Genomic DNA, 15,733 nt, shown 5'->3' on the forward strand with positions numbered 1-15,733 from the left:
GGAGGTAAATATTATGCAGATTTTAAGAGTTGAAAGTATTAGTAAAACATATGGAACAAAAAAGAGTTCAAAGGAGTATATCGCCTTAAAGAACATCAGCTTTGAGGTTTCTGCCGGAGAATTTATTGGTGTGATGGGGTCTTCAGGATCGGGAAAAACAACCCTGTTAAATATATTGGGCAGCATAGATAAGCCCACCACCGGCAGATTTTTAATGGATGGGAAGGAGATTGGAAGACTCAACAAAAACCAACTGGCAGCCCATCGAATGAAAAACATTGGTTTTATATTTCAAGACTATAATCTATTGGAAACAATGACCTTAAAGGAAAATATCATCCTTCCCTTGACCCTGAGGGGTGTAAAGGTAAAGGATATTGAAGAAAAGCTATTTGGCCTGGTCAATGATTTAGGAATCACCGAGGTACTTGATAAGTATCCCTATGAGGTTTCTGGGGGAGAACAGCAACGAGCTGCTGCTTGTCGAGCCTTGATTACGGAACCTAAGCTGATTTTAGCCGACGAGCCAACCGGAAACCTTGACTCAAAATCCGGCAAGGATTTGCTTGAGCTGTTAACCTATATTAATGACGCTTACAAGGCGACTATCTTAATGGTAACCCATGACGTTTTTGCCGCCAGCTATTGTCAGAAAATATTATTCATTCGAGATGGTGAAATCTATAATGAGCTTTATGCAGGAGATGATAAAAAACAGTTTTTTGATGCCATTATTGATGTTATGAGTGTGCTGGGGGGTGAAGGGAAATGAGGCTTTTCGACCTGGCCCTTCGAAACATTAAAAGTAACTTCAAAAAATATGTAATGTTCTTTTTTTCCTTGAATTTCAGTGTTTTCACAGTTTATACCTTCCTGGCCCTCATGCAGAACGAGCAGGTGAATGCCGCCTTTACCTATGATGGTCGGTATCGTGCTTTGTTATTGACCTTTGGCGTTATTATTATGGTATTTGTCTTGTTCTTCTTAATTAGCTCCAATAATAGCTTTATCAGGGCCAGAAAAAAGGAAATTTCTACCTATGCCCTGTTTGGCATGACAAATAGAAGAATTGGCAAGCTCATTTTCCTTGAAACCATGATGGTAGGTTTAACCAGCCTGGCAGTGGGTATCGGAGCCGGTATTTTCTTTTCCAAGCTAATGGCCATGTTTTTATTAGATATTTCCCTGGCAGGCTTTACAGGTAATATTTCCTTTTCCATTGGTGTTCAGGCCATCTATATTACCCTATTAATTTTCATTACAATCTTTTCCCTTATGGGTCTTTCTGGTCTATGGGTTATAAACAAATTTGAGCTGGTGGAATTATTCAGGGCAGACAAGAAATCCGAGGGTAGATCCCAGGGCTCTTATGTGATACTGCTGTTGTCTCTGCTGCTAATGGGTACCGGTTATTATTTTGCTTATTTAGGGGATCCCTTTGAGCTGGTGGTAATGGCAATTCCTATTTTATTGCTGGTGGTTCTGGGCACCTACCTGTTCTTCTGGGGTGGTCTTCCCAAGGTGCTGAGCCTGATGAAAAGGAATAAGCAACGCTATTATCAGGGTGTGAATCTAATATCCACCTCCTCCTTTTCCCATAGAATGAAATCCATCGGTTCAGTTATGGCCACCATTGCAGTGCTGTCTGCTGTGGCCACAACCGCCATTGCCACAGGCTTTACCCTCTACCGAAATATGGAAAACAATGCCTATGACATGGTGGGCTATGACCTTTATTACTACGATGGTGAGGAAGCTAACCTGCTGGAAGGGGTTGAAGATGTCTTTAAAAAACATGGTATTTCGCCGGCATATCATCATGTCCCCCTTTATCGTGGTTACCCAGAAGTAGGGGAAATTAATTATGAGAATATAACCTATTATAATCAGGATGATTATTTTAGAATCTATTCTGAATCTATGTATAATGAACTGGTGACTTTTTCAAAGAGCCGATTGAAGCCGGTGGAGGTACAGGCTGGAGAAGCCAAATACCTATTAAGATTTAAGAATGACGATTTTGAAAATGCTATGAAGGAGCAATTGCTGGATTTTAATGATTTTGCAGTAGAAATTTCCGAAATCATCTATGTTAAGTTTCTGCACCTTGGCAGCCATCATGCGCTGGTTCTAAATGATGACGATTTTGCTCGATTGCTCAATAACGAGAAAATGGTCAAGGAAAGGGGCCAAGGCCATTTCTTTACATTTGACGATTCCTTTGAGAATAAGGCGTTAAATGATGAGATGCATCAAATTTTAAGTCAGGCAGGAGGCTACCAAACAATCCACGATCACTACAGTAATTCCAGAGAAACCTTTGGTCTGATCTGCTTCATAGGCTTTTTTATGAGTGCTGTATTTATATTAATGACAGCCAGCCTTTTATATTTTAAGCAAGTAATGGCAGCCGAAGAAGAACGCAATCAGTACGAGACCTTGAGAAAAATAGGTATGAACCATCAAGTCGAAAAAAGGGTTATTGCAAAAAGGTTATCCCCAGTATTTGCAGTCCCCATGGTTATGGGCGTTATCCACAGTATATTTGCCATGAAGACGGCCGATACAATGGTCTTTTCAAACATGATCGATGCAGGAAATTCCTATTTGACGGTGTTGACCTTTTCTGCCATGATGTATGTCGCCTATGGTGTTGTGTACGCAATATTCTATTTCATTACCAAGGGGCAATATACTAAAATTGTTCGTTCTTAAAAATACTACTGAATAAAGCCATGGTGATTCCCTGTGGGGCTGACCATGGCTTTATTGTATTTTAGGGCTATGCACTGAAATAAATGAATTAAAAGTGAAATTTCCATGGAAATCAGATACAATATAATTAAAACATTTTAGTCTCATGGGGGGAAATCAATGACAGCCAGAGAAAGGCTATTTGCCTATAGAAAAATATATGATCAAAAGGGAAGTGAAAAGCTCTTTATTGAGGCCATGAAGGAATCCATTGGCCATCATCAAAGACATTGCAGCTTTTATGACAGGCTGTTAGCTATGAATGACTTTTCCGTTGATGAAATGAAAAGCATAGAGGATTGTGAGAAGATTCCCCCCATTACTACCCAGTTTTTTAAGTATCATGAAATTCTCAGTATTGATAGAAAAGAAATCGTCCTTCATGCCACCTCCTCGGGCACCCAGGGTCAAAGGAGTCAGGTCTTTTTGGACAGTGAAACCCTCAGACTGGGAACCAAAATGGCTGTAAAGGCCATGAAATTCCATGGGCTGATTTCAATACTGCCTACCAATTATGTCATACTGGGCTATGAGCCCAAGCTTCAAAGTCAGATGGGCAATATTAAAGTCGCCCAGGGGATGACCCGCTTTGCCCCAGCCTGGGAAAAGGTCTATACCTTAAGGGCCCTGGGGAATGATTATGAGGCCGATTATTTTGGTGTAATAGATGCCCTTCAGCGTTTCAACAGACAAAAATTGCCTGTTAGACTGTTAGGCTTTCCAGCCTATTTATATTTCCTGTTAAAAAAAATGAAGGAGACCGGAATAAAGCCTCTGAAGTTGAATAAAAGATCAGTCATATTAACTGGAGGAGGCTGGAAGGGGTATGATCGCTTTATGATCAGCCCCCAGAAGCTATATGCCCTAGTAGAGGAATACCTGGGTATACCAGCTGAAAATTGCAGAGATTTCTATAGTGCCGTAGAGCATAGTGTTGCCTATCCTGCCTGTAAAAATCATCATATCCATGTACCTATCTGGAGCAGAATCATCATTAGAGATGTTAGGTCCCTGGCGCCCCTGGGCTTTGACCAGCCTGGTCTACTGAGCTTTATTAGCCCCCTGGTTTCTTCAATGCCCCTTTCGTCAATTTTAATGGGAGACATGGCAGTATTAAGGGATGGAAGAGGCTGTGGCTGTGGTATCACAACCCCTTATTTTGAGGTGTTGGGCAGAGCAGAGGTATTAAGGGGAAAAAGCTGTGCGGTGGCTGCCACAGAATATATGAAGGGAGGGGGAATATGAACAGCATTTACCGGGGTGAAGCCATTTCAACGGAAGACTTTATCCATCAATTAAAGGGGCTAAAGGAAAATATTGTTTCAGATCTGTTGTTGAACCCACCTGAACCATGGGTGGTAATAGAAGCCATTGATAAGCTCACCGGGCAGCTTGATCAAGAGGAGTGGGCCCGGCACCTTGCTGAACGGGGCATGTCAATGGAGAGTGCCAGTACCTTCATAAAAACAATTGTGAAGCAGTTAAATAGTAAGGCACTAATGCAAAAGCTCCATACCGAACTAGGAAAAGGCCCCTTTACCTGGCGTCAGCTTGGAGAGGGTATAGAAGCCCGGGAGCAGCCCCTGGGGGTCATTTTCCATATTGGGGCAGGAAATGCCCTGGGGCTTTCTGTCTACAGCGTAATAGAGGGATTATTGACGGGCAATATTAACCTGGTGAAGCTGCCCCAGGGAGACGGAGGAATTTCTACAAAACTGTTGCTTCAACTGGTCAATATAGAGCCCCGTTTAAAGCCCTATCTGTACGTCATTGACCTTTCATCGGAAAATAAAGTGATTATTCAACAATTGATGGAAATGGTCAACGGGGTGGCAATTTGGGGGTCAGATGAAGCCATTGAAGCCATTCGTCGACTGGCTCCTCCAGCCATTCCCCTTATCGAATGGGGGCAGCGGCTGAGTTTTGCCTACTTGACAAAAAAGAAGCGGGAAGCCAAAATATTACGGGAGCTGGCAAGGGAAATATGCCTGACAGATCAGCTATATTGCAGCTCTCCCCAATGTATTTTTTATGAAACAGATTCCCTAAAGGAGCTTGAAGACCTGGCCCAGGCCCTTTCAGAGGAAATGAAGGCCATGGTGAAGACGTTTTCAGAGGGAGAAAGAAGCCCGGCCCTTCAGGCACAAATAACACTAACCCATGAGCTGGTGAAAATGGAGGAGGTACTGGGTCAAAAAAAGCTAATAACCGATGAAGCCAGGAGCTATGGAATCATGATAGACCAGAGGCCCATGTTAAAGCCCTCCCCCCTCTATCGAAATATTTGGCTGATGCCGGTGAAACGAGAGGCCCTGATGGAGCTTTTATGGCCCCACCGAGGATATTTACAAACAGCAGGGTTAAGCTGTGCTGATGAAGAATATGAACAATTAAGTAAAATTTTTTATGCAGCAGGGGTAAAACGAATTACAGCCTGGGGCCAAATGTCAGTCGATTATACCTGGGAGCCCCATGACGGTATGCTGCCCCTTCGCCTGTATACCCGTATAGTTACCCGCAGTCTTTTGCCTTGAGCATTAAAACATTTACATTCAATCAATGGGAGGAAATTTTTAACTAACAAAAAAGTGCCTACTTGAAGTTACGGCTCCATTGATATATACTGACAGCAGAATCGTTATAAAGGAGGAATTATTTTGAAGGTTTTGGCTTTTAATGGAAGTCCCAATAAAGAAGGAAATACCTATCATGCCCTGAAATTGGTGGCAGAGGAGCTGGAAAGGGAAGGTATTGAGGTAGAAATAATCCATGTTGGTAATCAGAAAATCAGAGGCTGTACTGCCTGTTATCAATGTGTAAAAAATAAAGATGAACGCTGTGCCATGTCCGATGACAACGTCAATGAATGGCTTCAAAAAATGAAGGAGGCCGATGGTATTCTACTGGGATCACCAGTACATTATTCAGCCATTGCAGGTACTATGAAGTCCTTTTTAGATCGAGCCTTTTATGTGGCAGGAGTCAATGATAGTATGCTGCGGCATAAGGTAGGAGCTTCAGTGGTGGCCGTCAGACGCTCTGGTGGACTGCCCACCTTTGAGCAGCTGAACAATTTCCTGAACTATTCAGAAATGCTGATTCCTACATCAAATTACTGGAATGTTATCCATGGAGCCAGACCCGGGGAAGCCCTACAGGACCAGGAAGGTGTACAGATCATGCGGGTATTGGGCAAAAATATGGCCTGGTTGCTAAAGTTGGTTGAGAATGGAAAGGGTAGCGTTAAAGAGCCGGAACGAGAGAAAAAGACCATGATGAATTTTATTAGATAGTTTTGGAAGAATTGAATGACTTTATCATAAGAGCCCAGAGGAGGAGTCTCAATGAAGACTTTTCTCCTGGGCTTTTTAAGCTTAATACCGGCCGCCTATATATATTCATGAAGGGATTGAAAAGATATGAATCGGGGAATTTAATTATAAATAAGCTATAAAAAAATTTTTAAAAATACTGTTGACATTGACGTTGCGTAAACCTATATAATGAGAACTGTCAGGAGGGATGAACCCATGGAATATACAATACAAAAGCTAGCCACCATGGCCGGGGTCAGTACAAGAACCCTGCGGTATTATGATCAGTTGGGAATTCTTAAGCCGGCAAGAATCAACTCATCGGGATACCGTATTTACGGCCAGGCAGAGGTGAATCGTCTACAGCAAATACTGTTTTATAGAGAGCTGGACGTTAGTCTCGAACAGATCAAAGCCATCATTACCTCTGATGACTTTGATAGTGTGGCTGCTTTGAGGGAGCATCGGAAAAAGCTTCTGGCCAAGCGTAACCAATTGGATATGCTGATTAAAAATGTTGATAAGACCATAGCCCAAGAGGAAAGGAGGATACCCATGACAGATCAGGAAAAATTTGAAGGCTTTAAAAAGAGCATGGTTGAAGAAAACGAGGAAAAATACGGCAAGGAAATTCGAGAAAAATATGGTAAAGACGTAGTCGAGGCTTCCAATAAAAAGTTCTTGCAGATGAGTCAAGAACAATATGCGAAATTTGAAGCGCTGGGAGAAAAAATATTAGACACCCTTGAAGCTGCCTTCGCCACAGGAGACCCTGCCGGAGCACTTGCCCAGGAGGCAGCAGACCTTCACCGACAATGGCTTACCTTTACTTGGAATCAATATTCCAAAGAGGCCCATGCCAACCTTGGTCAAATGTATGTGGATGATGAACGCTTCACCGCCTACTATGACAAACGGCAGCCGGGACTAGCGAAGTTTTTAAGGGATGCCATCTTAATCTACACCGATAAATAAAGGGAGCCCCCGGTAGAACCGGGGGTTTTCAAATGATGTCGGTTTTCTAGTATTCGATAACCTAGGCTTTAGAACAGTTTCTAGTCGTTATCCTAATATTCATTAAGACAAAATTCAAGCAGAACCAATAATGTAATACTAAGTATAAATGACTTCTATTTAACAGGATTTATAAATATTTCTTTGTTAATAAGAAGTCTTTTATTATATAAAGCGTATTTTTTAGTTTTATATAGAATCGAACACATCTTCAAGATAATATTGATCTAATTTATTATTTAATATTTGGTAATTTTTTCTAATTACTTTATTGTTAGATAATTCTAATGTTATTTGTAGATTTTGATAATCTTTCGTTGTAATTTGAATAGAATGATTATCTATAAAATCAAATAATATTACCAGTTTAGTATCATCTGTTTTATTATCACTATCTGTATTTTTTCTTTCTTGTAACGAAAATGTGTTAAGGTAACTTATCAGATTATTAATTTTATCTTTTTCTTTAGTAATTTTATTCTCAGGTGAATATTTGTTTGTATTTTCAATATTATATCTAAAAATATAGAATGATAGAGTAGCTATACCTTTGTTATCGATCTTATCAAATACAATTTCCTCAAAAGTTGTTGTTCTTGGTTTGAAAGTTGGCAACAAAAAAATTAATAGCATAGCCAATATTATTATACTAATTTTTATAATATTTTTTTTACTCATAACACTCCTCCTTGTAAGATAAATATAGAGGCAGGGTTCAAAACTACCCCGAATGTTCTTTGATAATTTAATTCTATTGTTCAGATGAATCAGTGACACTCTCACTTGGAAATTTCTAAACATCGTGCTAATCTCTTTGTCAGAGAGATAGATGTACGTACCTCTCCTGGATCTCAATTTATGAGGACTTATCCGTGAAATAGCGTGTCACTCCACAAGGACGATTCGATGTTTAGCTGGTTGGGTCACCCTTCGGTGTTACCCGTTTCAAATGCAAGGTTGTTTGGCGTTCTTCATTTTGTGGATGCTCTGATTCATACTGTTTGAAAGGTTGTGTTTTAATGTCTCAATAAGAACCTTCAGAATCTCCGCATAACTGACTATAATGTTTTACCTTGTCTAGCATACCAAGGGTCGATGCTGGAATATATTCCTCCTGACAAACAGAGCAGTAATCCATTGGAATATCAGCAATTTCAATCTGTCGATTCCCCAGCAATTTTACCGTTCCTGTTCTCTAAAACATTTCCGCAAATACTTTTCATTGTATTACGCTCCTATATTTATTATATTACACAGGCCAAAATTCAACCAATTATTTTAGCCTGTATTTACCACTTTTATCATAATTTTGAGGATTGGCAGCCGGCAAGATTAAAATTTCTTTCTAAAAGTCTTTTTTGTTAGGGATTGTAGGGGAAATGTTCATGCTAAACACATACAAAAGGCCTCTGAATTTATCAGAAGCATCCTAATGTATAGTATTTACTTACTTTAAGCTAGAATTATAATATAAAAGTTGGCAACCCCGTTTTGAAATTCTTTAAAGTCATCGGCTATCGTAGTAATGGCAGCTGGATGTTAAATAGAGTAGTAATAAATCACTATGATAAATGGGATCACTTGATCCCATTTATCATTTTTTTATTTTATAAGTATAAAACAATTATTTTATACCATCCTTAATTAACAATTCTCTCAATATTGACAATATAGCTGCTACTCCAATGAAAAAATATTTTAAAAATGATATTCTATGATAATCAAACCCATATTCTACTACAATTAAAACTATAGCTATTAATAAACTAATAAGACTTACACTTTTTATAATTTTTTTCATTATAAATCACTCCAATTTGCATTTTTATATTTGATAAAAACACCTCCTTTTAGCCTATTCGGTTTTATATTAGATTGTTAAATTATACCATATTTATATCTATCGGGCAAATTTCCATCTCGTTTATCAGTAAGTTAGATAATAGATATATTAGAAATACAAATAGATGTGCTAGAGATTACGCGTTAAAAGTGTAGTTCGTTGCCTTGTTTTATTTACAAAAATAGTATATGGTGAGATTGTAAAAACTTGCAAAATGATAGAAAGTTTAACTGTTAAATAAGAGGTGATCAGATTGAAAAACGTGTTAAGTAATAAGGACATTGACGAACCTTATTGGTTTATAGTCGTATTGTGGGTATTTATTCTTTTCTTAGATGTTGTAATAGGATATAAAGTAATGCCAGAGGGTAAAAGTCCCGCGTTTCTTTTAATTTTATTACCAATAGGATTAAGTAAAAGGTCTATTAATTCCAAAAAATATTTAACAAAAAAGTACGATATAACTGATACTTATGCATTAGGATTTTTCATATATAGTGTACACTATATTAACTATTTATTATGGAAATTTTCAATAATACACATACAACAATCGACGATAATGAGAGAGTGTAAAATAAATGGTGTAAACTTCGAGGTTGATATAAAATAAAAATATCACTAAGGAGGGTACACCATTATGTCATTTAAAGGATTAATCGACAAATCAAAAGTTAGGGAACTCATGAAAGAAGGTAAACTCAAGGATATTTCTGATGTTCAGTCTTTACTTAAGGAACAGTTTAAGGACTTAATTGAAGAAATGCTTGAAGCTGAGCTGGATCATGAACTTGGATATAGCAAATATGATTTTAAGAATAAAGATACTGATAACGCTCGAAACGGTAAACGTTCTAAAAAGGTACGCTCTGATTATGGAGAAGTTGAAATCGAAGTTCCCCGTGATCGGATCGGTGAATTTGAACCTACTATCGTAAAAAAGAATCAGCGGGATGTTTCAAGCATCGATGACCAAGTAATCAGTATGTATGCCAAAGGCATGACTGTACGAGATATTCAGGATCATCTTCAAAATCTTTATGGAATAGACGTTTCTCCTGCAATGATTTCTCAAATCACTGAGAAAATCATGCCTATTATCAAAGAATGGCAGCAGCGCCCTCTTAAGCCAATCTATGCCCATCTTGTTATGGATGCAATCCACTACAAAGTCCGTCAGGACGGGAAGATCGTTAGCAAAGCGGTCTATATCATCATAGGCATTGATTTGGATGGCATGAAGGATGTCATTGGTATGTGGGTTGGTGAGAACGAGAGCAGTAAATTCTGGCTTAAGGTACTTAGTGATATGCAGCATCGAGGTGTAGAAGATATTCTAATCGCTTCTATTGATGGCTTAGTAGGCTTTAAGGAAGCTATTGAAGCTACTTTTCCCCAAACTGAAGTACAGCGATGCATTGTTCATATGATTAGAAATTCAACAAGATATCTATCATTTAAAGATAGAAAAGCCTTTATTAAGGATTTGAACCCCATATATACGGCTATTGATGAAGCAACCGCCCTGGATGCCCTAGATAAGCTAGATAAGAAATGGGGCGAAAAATACTACATTGCTATTAAACCCTGGCGGGATCATTGGAATGAAGTTTCTACAATGTTTAAGTATCCGAAGGAAATTAGAAGGCTTATCTATACAACAAACGCCATCGAGAGCTTTAACCGACAACTCCGCAAAGTTACGAAGTCAAAGAGCATTTTTCCTACGGATGATTCTCTCCTAAAAATGCTCTATCTTTCTATGATTGATATCACTAAGAAATGGACGATGCGGACTAGGGATTGGGCTAAGATTATCGGTCAGTTAAGCATACATTTTGAGGGGAGATTCTAATCCCCCCTCGTTCTTAATCGTATATATGAACTTCGGAATGTTTACACCAATTTCTTGACAGACTCGATAATGATTTTTGTATTAATTATTGCTATTCTTTATAAGTTGGGAAAATATAAATTTGGAAGGATTAAAGCTTCTTCATAGATATTCTATTATTTTTGAGAGAATATCCCCTTTTTATTTCTCCAAAAAAATCAAAGCATCTATATGATCAGCTTTTCAAAAGTATGTTCTTGAAAATTTGAAACGAATTGACTGTTAGTTCTTGTATATAATGCTTTTCTCCATTTCTTTATTCTTGATAAACAAACTAATATAATTCTTATGGCACACACAGGTATTTCGGTATCCTGTGCTTTTCTTTTGTTGGGTTTGTAAGTGTTACGTTGATTTAACACTTTTGCCTTAAAAAAATTTTTTCCATTTAATTATTTAAATACGATGTACAGAATCACAAGGTCTATGGCAATATCCATCTGTTCTTGAACAATTACCCATAACTTGCACCTATTGACAATTGATGGGATGAATTATATATTTAAAATAAATAATTGTGTTACTTTTCTGAGAATAACCTATGGAGGAGGGAAAAACAACTAATGAAAATCATGAGTACGGGAGAAAAAATAAGGAAGCTGCGAACAGATATCGGACTCAATCAAGATGACTTAACCAATGATGAAATTACTCGAAGCCTAATCAGCATGATTGAAAACAATAAAAGAAACCTGACCTATCGGGCCGCCACTGTTATCGCTTCTGCCTTAAATCAGTATTACCCTAATCTAGGAAAGGAAATTACTCCCGACTTTCTACTGGAAACAGAGGTTGAACAGGCCCAACGGCTCATTAAAGAAGAGCTGGACGATATGCAAGAGCTGCTTAAAAATCCTTCTCAGCAAAATGAAGCTCAAGTAGAGAAGGGAATTAAGAACCTAATTGAATTTGCCCAGGAATGGAAGCTTGATTCCGTCGTGGCAGAGCTGCAAATGACCCGTGGAAGGTTTCATTATGACACATATCAATATAATCATGCTCTACAAGATTTCTTCAGTGCCTTGACCTATTATCTTAAAAAGGAAGAATATGATAAAGTGGCTTCTTTATATAATTTAATAGGTACAAGTCATTATCAATTAATGTTGATTGACCAAGCACTGTTGTACTTTACTCAACTTGAAGCTATTCTTAATTTTCATAGGCCCGATAATTATGATAGAATGAATATGGCGTTACTCTTTAATAAAATCCTATGTTATCGAAGACAGAATAGGCATGATTTAGTTTTAAAAGCAGTAGGTCAATTTAAAGAAATAGCCCGCTCTGATGACGATGTTAATCAAAGAATAGCTATTATCGAGGCCAATACCTATCGAGATATACAGCATTTTGACAAGGCGATCAAGCTATACAACAGAATATTAAAGAAGTCTGAAAAGCTAACCATTGATAACTTAATGCTGGTTTATGAGAATATTGCTGAGTTATATGAAATGAAGGGCGATTATGAAAAAAGTTTGCATTATATAAATAGTGCTTTTGAATATAAGAATATTATTGAAACGAATTATTATCCTTATTTACTACATTGTAAAGCAAAAATCTATTGGAAGCTTAACAAAATAGACGAAGCAATTAATTTAATCAATAGTGGTTTGATGCTTGCAGAAAAGGTTACTAAAATTGAGACGTTACTGGATTTACATCTTCTACTGGTAGAAATTCATATTAATACCAATAAATTTAATATTGCAGAAAAAAATCTAATTCAGTTAGAGGAATTCGTTACCACTAACGAAATTAAGGATAAGCTACTGGAGCTTTATACCTATTGTATTGAATTATATTGTAAAACGAATAATGTTGAAAAGTGTATGGAATACACACTTAAAGTAAGAAAATTTTGTAAAATCAGCATAGCTTAGTCACAATGAAAGGAGGGGAAGTTTTTACAATAATTAGAAAACTAACTACACTATTTATCTGTCTTATTGTTTTTTCCAGTAGTCAACTAATATTAATTAACGGTTTACCCAATTTACAAGACCAAAATAAATCTATAAAAATAGTAAGTCAAGAACAACCTATTAGGATAATGGGAGACCCTAATCCAAGTACTCATTAAAAAATCTCATTAAAGAGTAATGAAGTGCTTTTATGAAATTTATATTAACAAGTAAAGAGGGAGGTTTCATATGATTAAAATAATTAGAAAACTAACTGCACTATTTATCTGTCTTAGTGTTTTATTCAGTAGTCAACTAACATTAATTAAGAGTTTCCCTAATTTACGAGACCAAAATAAACCTATAACAATTATAAATCAAGAACAGCCTATTAGGACAATGGGAGATCCTAATCCAATTGCACATTAAAGCCTTATAAGAGTAAGTTAAGGTAAAATAGCATTTTTCTTTAATATTAATATTAACAAGTATGGAGTGGTTACAATGAAAAAAATATTAAAAAATCTAATTACAATTGCTATTTGTCTTTTCGTTTTCATCGGCAGCAATTATGTATTGGCCTATACCCCTTTACTTGATGATGTTGAATATGGCTCTCAAAAAATAGTTAACCTGCCTATTAGTAATAACGATATGGGCATAATTAAACTAATGAGTGATCCAAAACCTATGCCATATTAAAACACAGTGGTATCAATTTAAGAAATCTTTAAAGATACTAGAATTGACAGTATTTATTCTAGTATCTTTATTTATTTTTTGGAGCCTTCATTTTGGGGGCTTTCCTGGGTTTTTGTTTAACTAGATAAAATACTGAGAAAAATTTCCTTGACATTATACTCTACACACTGTAGAATTAATTTATACTACAACATGTAGAGTGAATAGCGAAGGAGGTGAGAATAATGTCTAAACTGCAACGTATATCAGAGGCAGAGATGGAGGTTATGCAGGTTATCTGGGCTTCAGAAGAAGGTATTACTGCGGCTGAAATTTTACAAAAGCTCAATCAAGAGAAGGATTGGAAGCCCACCACCGTATTTACCTTTTTGTCTCGGCTGGTGGAAAAAGGCGTGTTGAAGGCTGTAAAGCAAGGGAAGGCCAAGCGGTATATTCCTTTGATGTCAGAGGGGGAATATAAGTGTTTGGAGGCCAGAACTTACTTAGACCGTGTTCATAATGGATCGATTGGAAGCTTTATCACTGCCCTGTATGAAGGAGATGGAATCAGCCAGGAAGAAATTGAAGAACTGCGGAAAATCCTTTTAAAGGGGAGGTAAAGGTATGCTGCATACCATATTTAAAGCTGTTTTAGCCATGTCTGTAACGGGGAGTATTTTAACAATACTACTTTTAGGACTAAAATCCATAACCATTAAACACTTTTCAGCCAGATGGAACTACTATATTACCTGGACTGTGGTTGTTTTTTTACTGGTTCCCATAGGGATTAGAGCAGGGGCTGATTCAGATTTTAAAGAGCATGAGATGCTTCAATTCATTCAAGTAGAAAATATATATCCCCACTTCACTGATGAATCCCTGGAAGGGGCAGAACTAAAAAATAAAGACCTACGGCTGTCATTAGAAGGAAAAAATATGGGGCCCATCACACCAATCATGCCGTTTTTGCCCTATGTCTGGCTATTGGGTGTGTTGGGATGGACTACATATCGCTATGGCACCTATTTACGCTTTAAAAGGAAAATTTTAAGAACCAGCCTCAGTATGGAGGAATCCCGGGCCTATGGGCTGATGCAGGAATGTAAGGAAGACATGGGAATTCGGAAGGCCATTCCCCTGCTTTCAAACGAATTGATTGATACCCCCATGATGATAGGCCTGCTTCGGCCCTGCTTAATTTTGCCCGAGGTGAAGCTAACTGATCAGGAGCTGAGGGTGATCCTTCAGCACGAGCTGATTCATTTTAAACGAAAGGATTTATGGCTAAAGGCAGGGGCATTTTTAGTCAATGGCATCCACTGGTTTAATCCCCTTGTATACCGATTGGTAAACCATATGAATGAGTTATGTGAGCTATCCTGCGATGAACAGGTGGTAAAGGCCATGGGCATGGAAGAAAGACAATTTTATGGAGAGATCATTCTAAATTTGATGAGTTGGGGTGTGAACAGAAAGGCAGGAATCTATACAACCCTTTGTGATAACAGAAGGGGAATTGAAAGGAGATTAGTAATGATTATGAAAAAAAGAAAGGTTTCAAAGAAGGTAATGGCAATTTCCATGGGGCTTGGCCTTAGTCTAATGATTACCGGAACGGTAATGGCTAAGAACGTAGTTCCTGTGATTGATGAAAATGTAGTTTTTGACAATTATGTGGAAAATCAAAATGGGGCCTTTGATTTTGAAGGCTTTAAAGCCTTATATCAAGAAACAGTCAACGCAATGACAGCAGACAATGAATATCGTCATGCACCTGAAAAGATTTCGAGAATTGACCTATTTTTTCAAGTGTATTACCAGGATAAGGAGCCAATCAATTTGGATGAGATGGAGCCGTTAAAATTTCCTTCAAACTATGATCGTATCAGTGCTCCCTACGGCGAGCGAATCCATCCTGTAACAGGCGATAGTTATTTTCATGATGGTATCGATATTCCAGCACCAACAGGGACTGAAATCTTTGCAGCCCAGGATGGAACTGTCATTGCAACCTACGAGGAATTGGGGATGAATGGCTATGGAAATTACGTTATCCTCGACCACGGAAATGGAACCGGTTCCCTATATGCCCATTGCGATACCTTAAACGTAGCCCTGGGTGATACGGTGAAAATGGGTGACAAGATTGCTGAAGTGGGTTCAACAGGAAACTCCACAGGGCCCCATCTTCACTTTGAATTTAGAGTGAAGGGTGAACCGGTTAATCCCATGGACTACATGACAAAAATAGAATAGTCTCAATTAAAGGCCGGCATACTGCTGATTTAATGAATCAGGGGTAGCCGGCTTTATTGTTGAG

Annotated in this window: 15 protein-coding genes; 12 read left to right on the top strand and 3 right to left on the bottom strand. The window is 37.9% G+C overall.

Going from position 1 to position 15,733, the window contains the following annotated elements; genetic code table 11:
* Positions 1-13: 13 nt before the first annotated feature.
* The 6 genes from ACYQ1I_RS13150 (at position 14) to ACYQ1I_RS13175 (ending at position 7,043) form a co-directional block, all read left to right on the top strand.
* Positions 14-772 (top strand): ABC transporter ATP-binding protein, encoded by a 759-nt coding sequence (locus tag ACYQ1I_RS13150; RefSeq protein ID WP_459766045.1) that lies wholly within the window; start codon positions 14-16, stop codon positions 770-772.
* Positions 769-2,715, top strand: a complete 1,947-nt coding sequence (locus tag ACYQ1I_RS13155; RefSeq protein ID WP_459766047.1) for an FtsX-like permease family protein — start codon at positions 769-771, stop codon at positions 2,713-2,715. The genes ACYQ1I_RS13150 and ACYQ1I_RS13155 overlap by 4 nt, the downstream gene beginning before the upstream one ends.
* A 159-nt stretch (positions 2,716-2,874) precedes the next feature.
* A complete protein-coding gene (locus ACYQ1I_RS13160) occupies positions 2,875-3,999 on the top strand; it encodes a LuxE/PaaK family acyltransferase (RefSeq protein WP_459766049.1) in 1,125 nt (374 codons plus the stop codon).
* Complete coding sequence (locus tag ACYQ1I_RS13165; protein WP_459766051.1) at positions 3,996-5,288, top strand: acyl-CoA reductase; 1,293 nt, start codon at positions 3,996-3,998, stop codon at positions 5,286-5,288. The genes ACYQ1I_RS13160 and ACYQ1I_RS13165 overlap by 4 nt, the downstream gene beginning before the upstream one ends.
* Positions 5,289-5,411: 123 nt before the next feature.
* The gene (locus ACYQ1I_RS13170) at positions 5,412-6,047 is read left to right on the top strand and encodes a flavodoxin family protein (RefSeq protein ID WP_459766052.1); all 636 of its coding nucleotides are present in this window, start codon (positions 5,412-5,414) and stop codon (positions 6,045-6,047) included.
* A gap of 237 nt (positions 6,048-6,284) precedes the next feature.
* On the top strand, positions 6,285-7,043 hold the full coding sequence (locus ACYQ1I_RS13175) for a MerR family transcriptional regulator (RefSeq protein WP_459766054.1): 759 nt from the start codon (positions 6,285-6,287) through the stop codon (positions 7,041-7,043).
* A gap of 228 nt (positions 7,044-7,271) precedes the next feature.
* Here the strand turns inward: ACYQ1I_RS13175 and ACYQ1I_RS13180 are convergent, their stop codons facing one another.
* The 3 genes from ACYQ1I_RS13180 to ACYQ1I_RS13190 all read right to left on the bottom strand — a co-directional run bounded on the left by ACYQ1I_RS13180 (position 7,272) and on the right by ACYQ1I_RS13190 (position 8,883).
* On the bottom strand, positions 7,272-7,760 hold the full coding sequence (locus ACYQ1I_RS13180; protein WP_459766056.1) for a hypothetical protein: 489 nt from the start codon (positions 7,758-7,760) through the stop codon (positions 7,272-7,274).
* Between the two features lie 346 nt (positions 7,761-8,106).
* Positions 8,107-8,259, bottom strand: coding sequence for a YgiT-type zinc finger protein (locus ACYQ1I_RS13185; RefSeq protein WP_459766058.1), 153 nt, complete (start codon positions 8,257-8,259; stop codon positions 8,107-8,109).
* Between the two features lie 447 nt (positions 8,260-8,706).
* Complete coding sequence (locus ACYQ1I_RS13190) at positions 8,707-8,883, bottom strand: hypothetical protein (RefSeq protein ID WP_459766060.1); 177 nt, start codon at positions 8,881-8,883, stop codon at positions 8,707-8,709.
* Positions 8,884-9,565: 682 nt separating this feature from the next.
* Between ACYQ1I_RS13190 and ACYQ1I_RS13195 the strand changes: the two genes are divergently transcribed.
* From ACYQ1I_RS13195 to ACYQ1I_RS13220, 6 genes are all read left to right on the top strand, one after another.
* Positions 9,566-10,780: an IS256 family transposase gene (locus ACYQ1I_RS13195; protein ID WP_459761563.1), complete on the top strand. Its 1,215-nt coding sequence runs from the start codon at positions 9,566-9,568 to the stop codon at positions 10,778-10,780.
* A gap of 602 nt (positions 10,781-11,382) precedes the next feature.
* The gene (locus tag ACYQ1I_RS13200) at positions 11,383-12,708 is read left to right on the top strand and encodes a hypothetical protein (RefSeq protein ID WP_459766062.1); all 1,326 of its coding nucleotides are present in this window, start codon (positions 11,383-11,385) and stop codon (positions 12,706-12,708) included.
* 270 nt (positions 12,709-12,978) lie between these two features.
* Positions 12,979-13,158 carry a hypothetical protein gene (locus ACYQ1I_RS13205; protein ID WP_459766064.1) on the top strand — a complete coding sequence of 60 codons (180 nt, stop codon included), beginning with the start codon at positions 12,979-12,981 and terminating at the stop codon, positions 13,156-13,158.
* A 75-nt stretch (positions 13,159-13,233) separates the two neighbouring features.
* A complete protein-coding gene (locus tag ACYQ1I_RS13210; RefSeq protein WP_459766066.1) occupies positions 13,234-13,431 on the top strand; it encodes a hypothetical protein in 198 nt (65 codons plus the stop codon).
* A gap of 224 nt (positions 13,432-13,655) precedes the next feature.
* Positions 13,656-14,030, top strand: coding sequence for a BlaI/MecI/CopY family transcriptional regulator (locus tag ACYQ1I_RS13215; RefSeq protein ID WP_459766068.1), 375 nt, complete (start codon positions 13,656-13,658; stop codon positions 14,028-14,030).
* Positions 14,031-14,034: 4 nt separating this feature from the next.
* Entirely contained in the window at positions 14,035-15,669 is a 1,635-nt protein-coding gene (locus ACYQ1I_RS13220) for a M56 family metallopeptidase (RefSeq protein WP_459766070.1), read from the top strand.
* The last annotated feature ends 64 nt before the right edge of the window (positions 15,670-15,733 follow it).

The sequence above is a fragment of the Alkaliphilus crotonatoxidans genome, assembly GCF_054658015.1.

Bases quoted from the DNA above. Each gene is read 5' to 3' on its own strand.
- ACYQ1I_RS13180 (WP_459766056.1), bottom strand. From the start codon at position 7,760: ATGAGTAAAAAAAATATTATAAAAATTAGTATAATAATATTGGCTATG.
- ACYQ1I_RS13160 (WP_459766049.1), top strand. From the start codon at position 2,875: ATGACAGCCAGAGAAAGGCTATTTGCCTATAGAAAAATATATGATCAA.
- ACYQ1I_RS13220 (WP_459766070.1), top strand. From the start codon at position 14,035: ATGCTGCATACCATATTTAAAGCTGTTTTAGCCATGTCTGTAACGGGG.
- ACYQ1I_RS13190 (WP_459766060.1), bottom strand. From the start codon at position 8,883: ATGAAAAAAATTATAAAAAGTGTAAGTCTTATTAGTTTATTAATAGCT.
- ACYQ1I_RS13150 (WP_459766045.1), top strand. From the start codon at position 14: ATGCAGATTTTAAGAGTTGAAAGTATTAGTAAAACATATGGAACAAAA.
- ACYQ1I_RS13215 (WP_459766068.1), top strand. From the start codon at position 13,656: ATGTCTAAACTGCAACGTATATCAGAGGCAGAGATGGAGGTTATGCAG.
- ACYQ1I_RS13175 (WP_459766054.1), top strand. From the start codon at position 6,285: ATGGAATATACAATACAAAAGCTAGCCACCATGGCCGGGGTCAGTACA.
- ACYQ1I_RS13205 (WP_459766064.1), top strand. From the start codon at position 12,979: ATGATTAAAATAATTAGAAAACTAACTGCACTATTTATCTGTCTTAGT.
- ACYQ1I_RS13195 (WP_459761563.1), top strand. From the start codon at position 9,566: ATGTCATTTAAAGGATTAATCGACAAATCAAAAGTTAGGGAACTCATG.
- ACYQ1I_RS13200 (WP_459766062.1), top strand. From the start codon at position 11,383: ATGAAAATCATGAGTACGGGAGAAAAAATAAGGAAGCTGCGAACAGAT.
- ACYQ1I_RS13210 (WP_459766066.1), top strand. From the start codon at position 13,234: ATGAAAAAAATATTAAAAAATCTAATTACAATTGCTATTTGTCTTTTC.
- ACYQ1I_RS13155 (WP_459766047.1), top strand. From the start codon at position 769: ATGAGGCTTTTCGACCTGGCCCTTCGAAACATTAAAAGTAACTTCAAA.
- ACYQ1I_RS13165 (WP_459766051.1), top strand. From the start codon at position 3,996: ATGAACAGCATTTACCGGGGTGAAGCCATTTCAACGGAAGACTTTATC.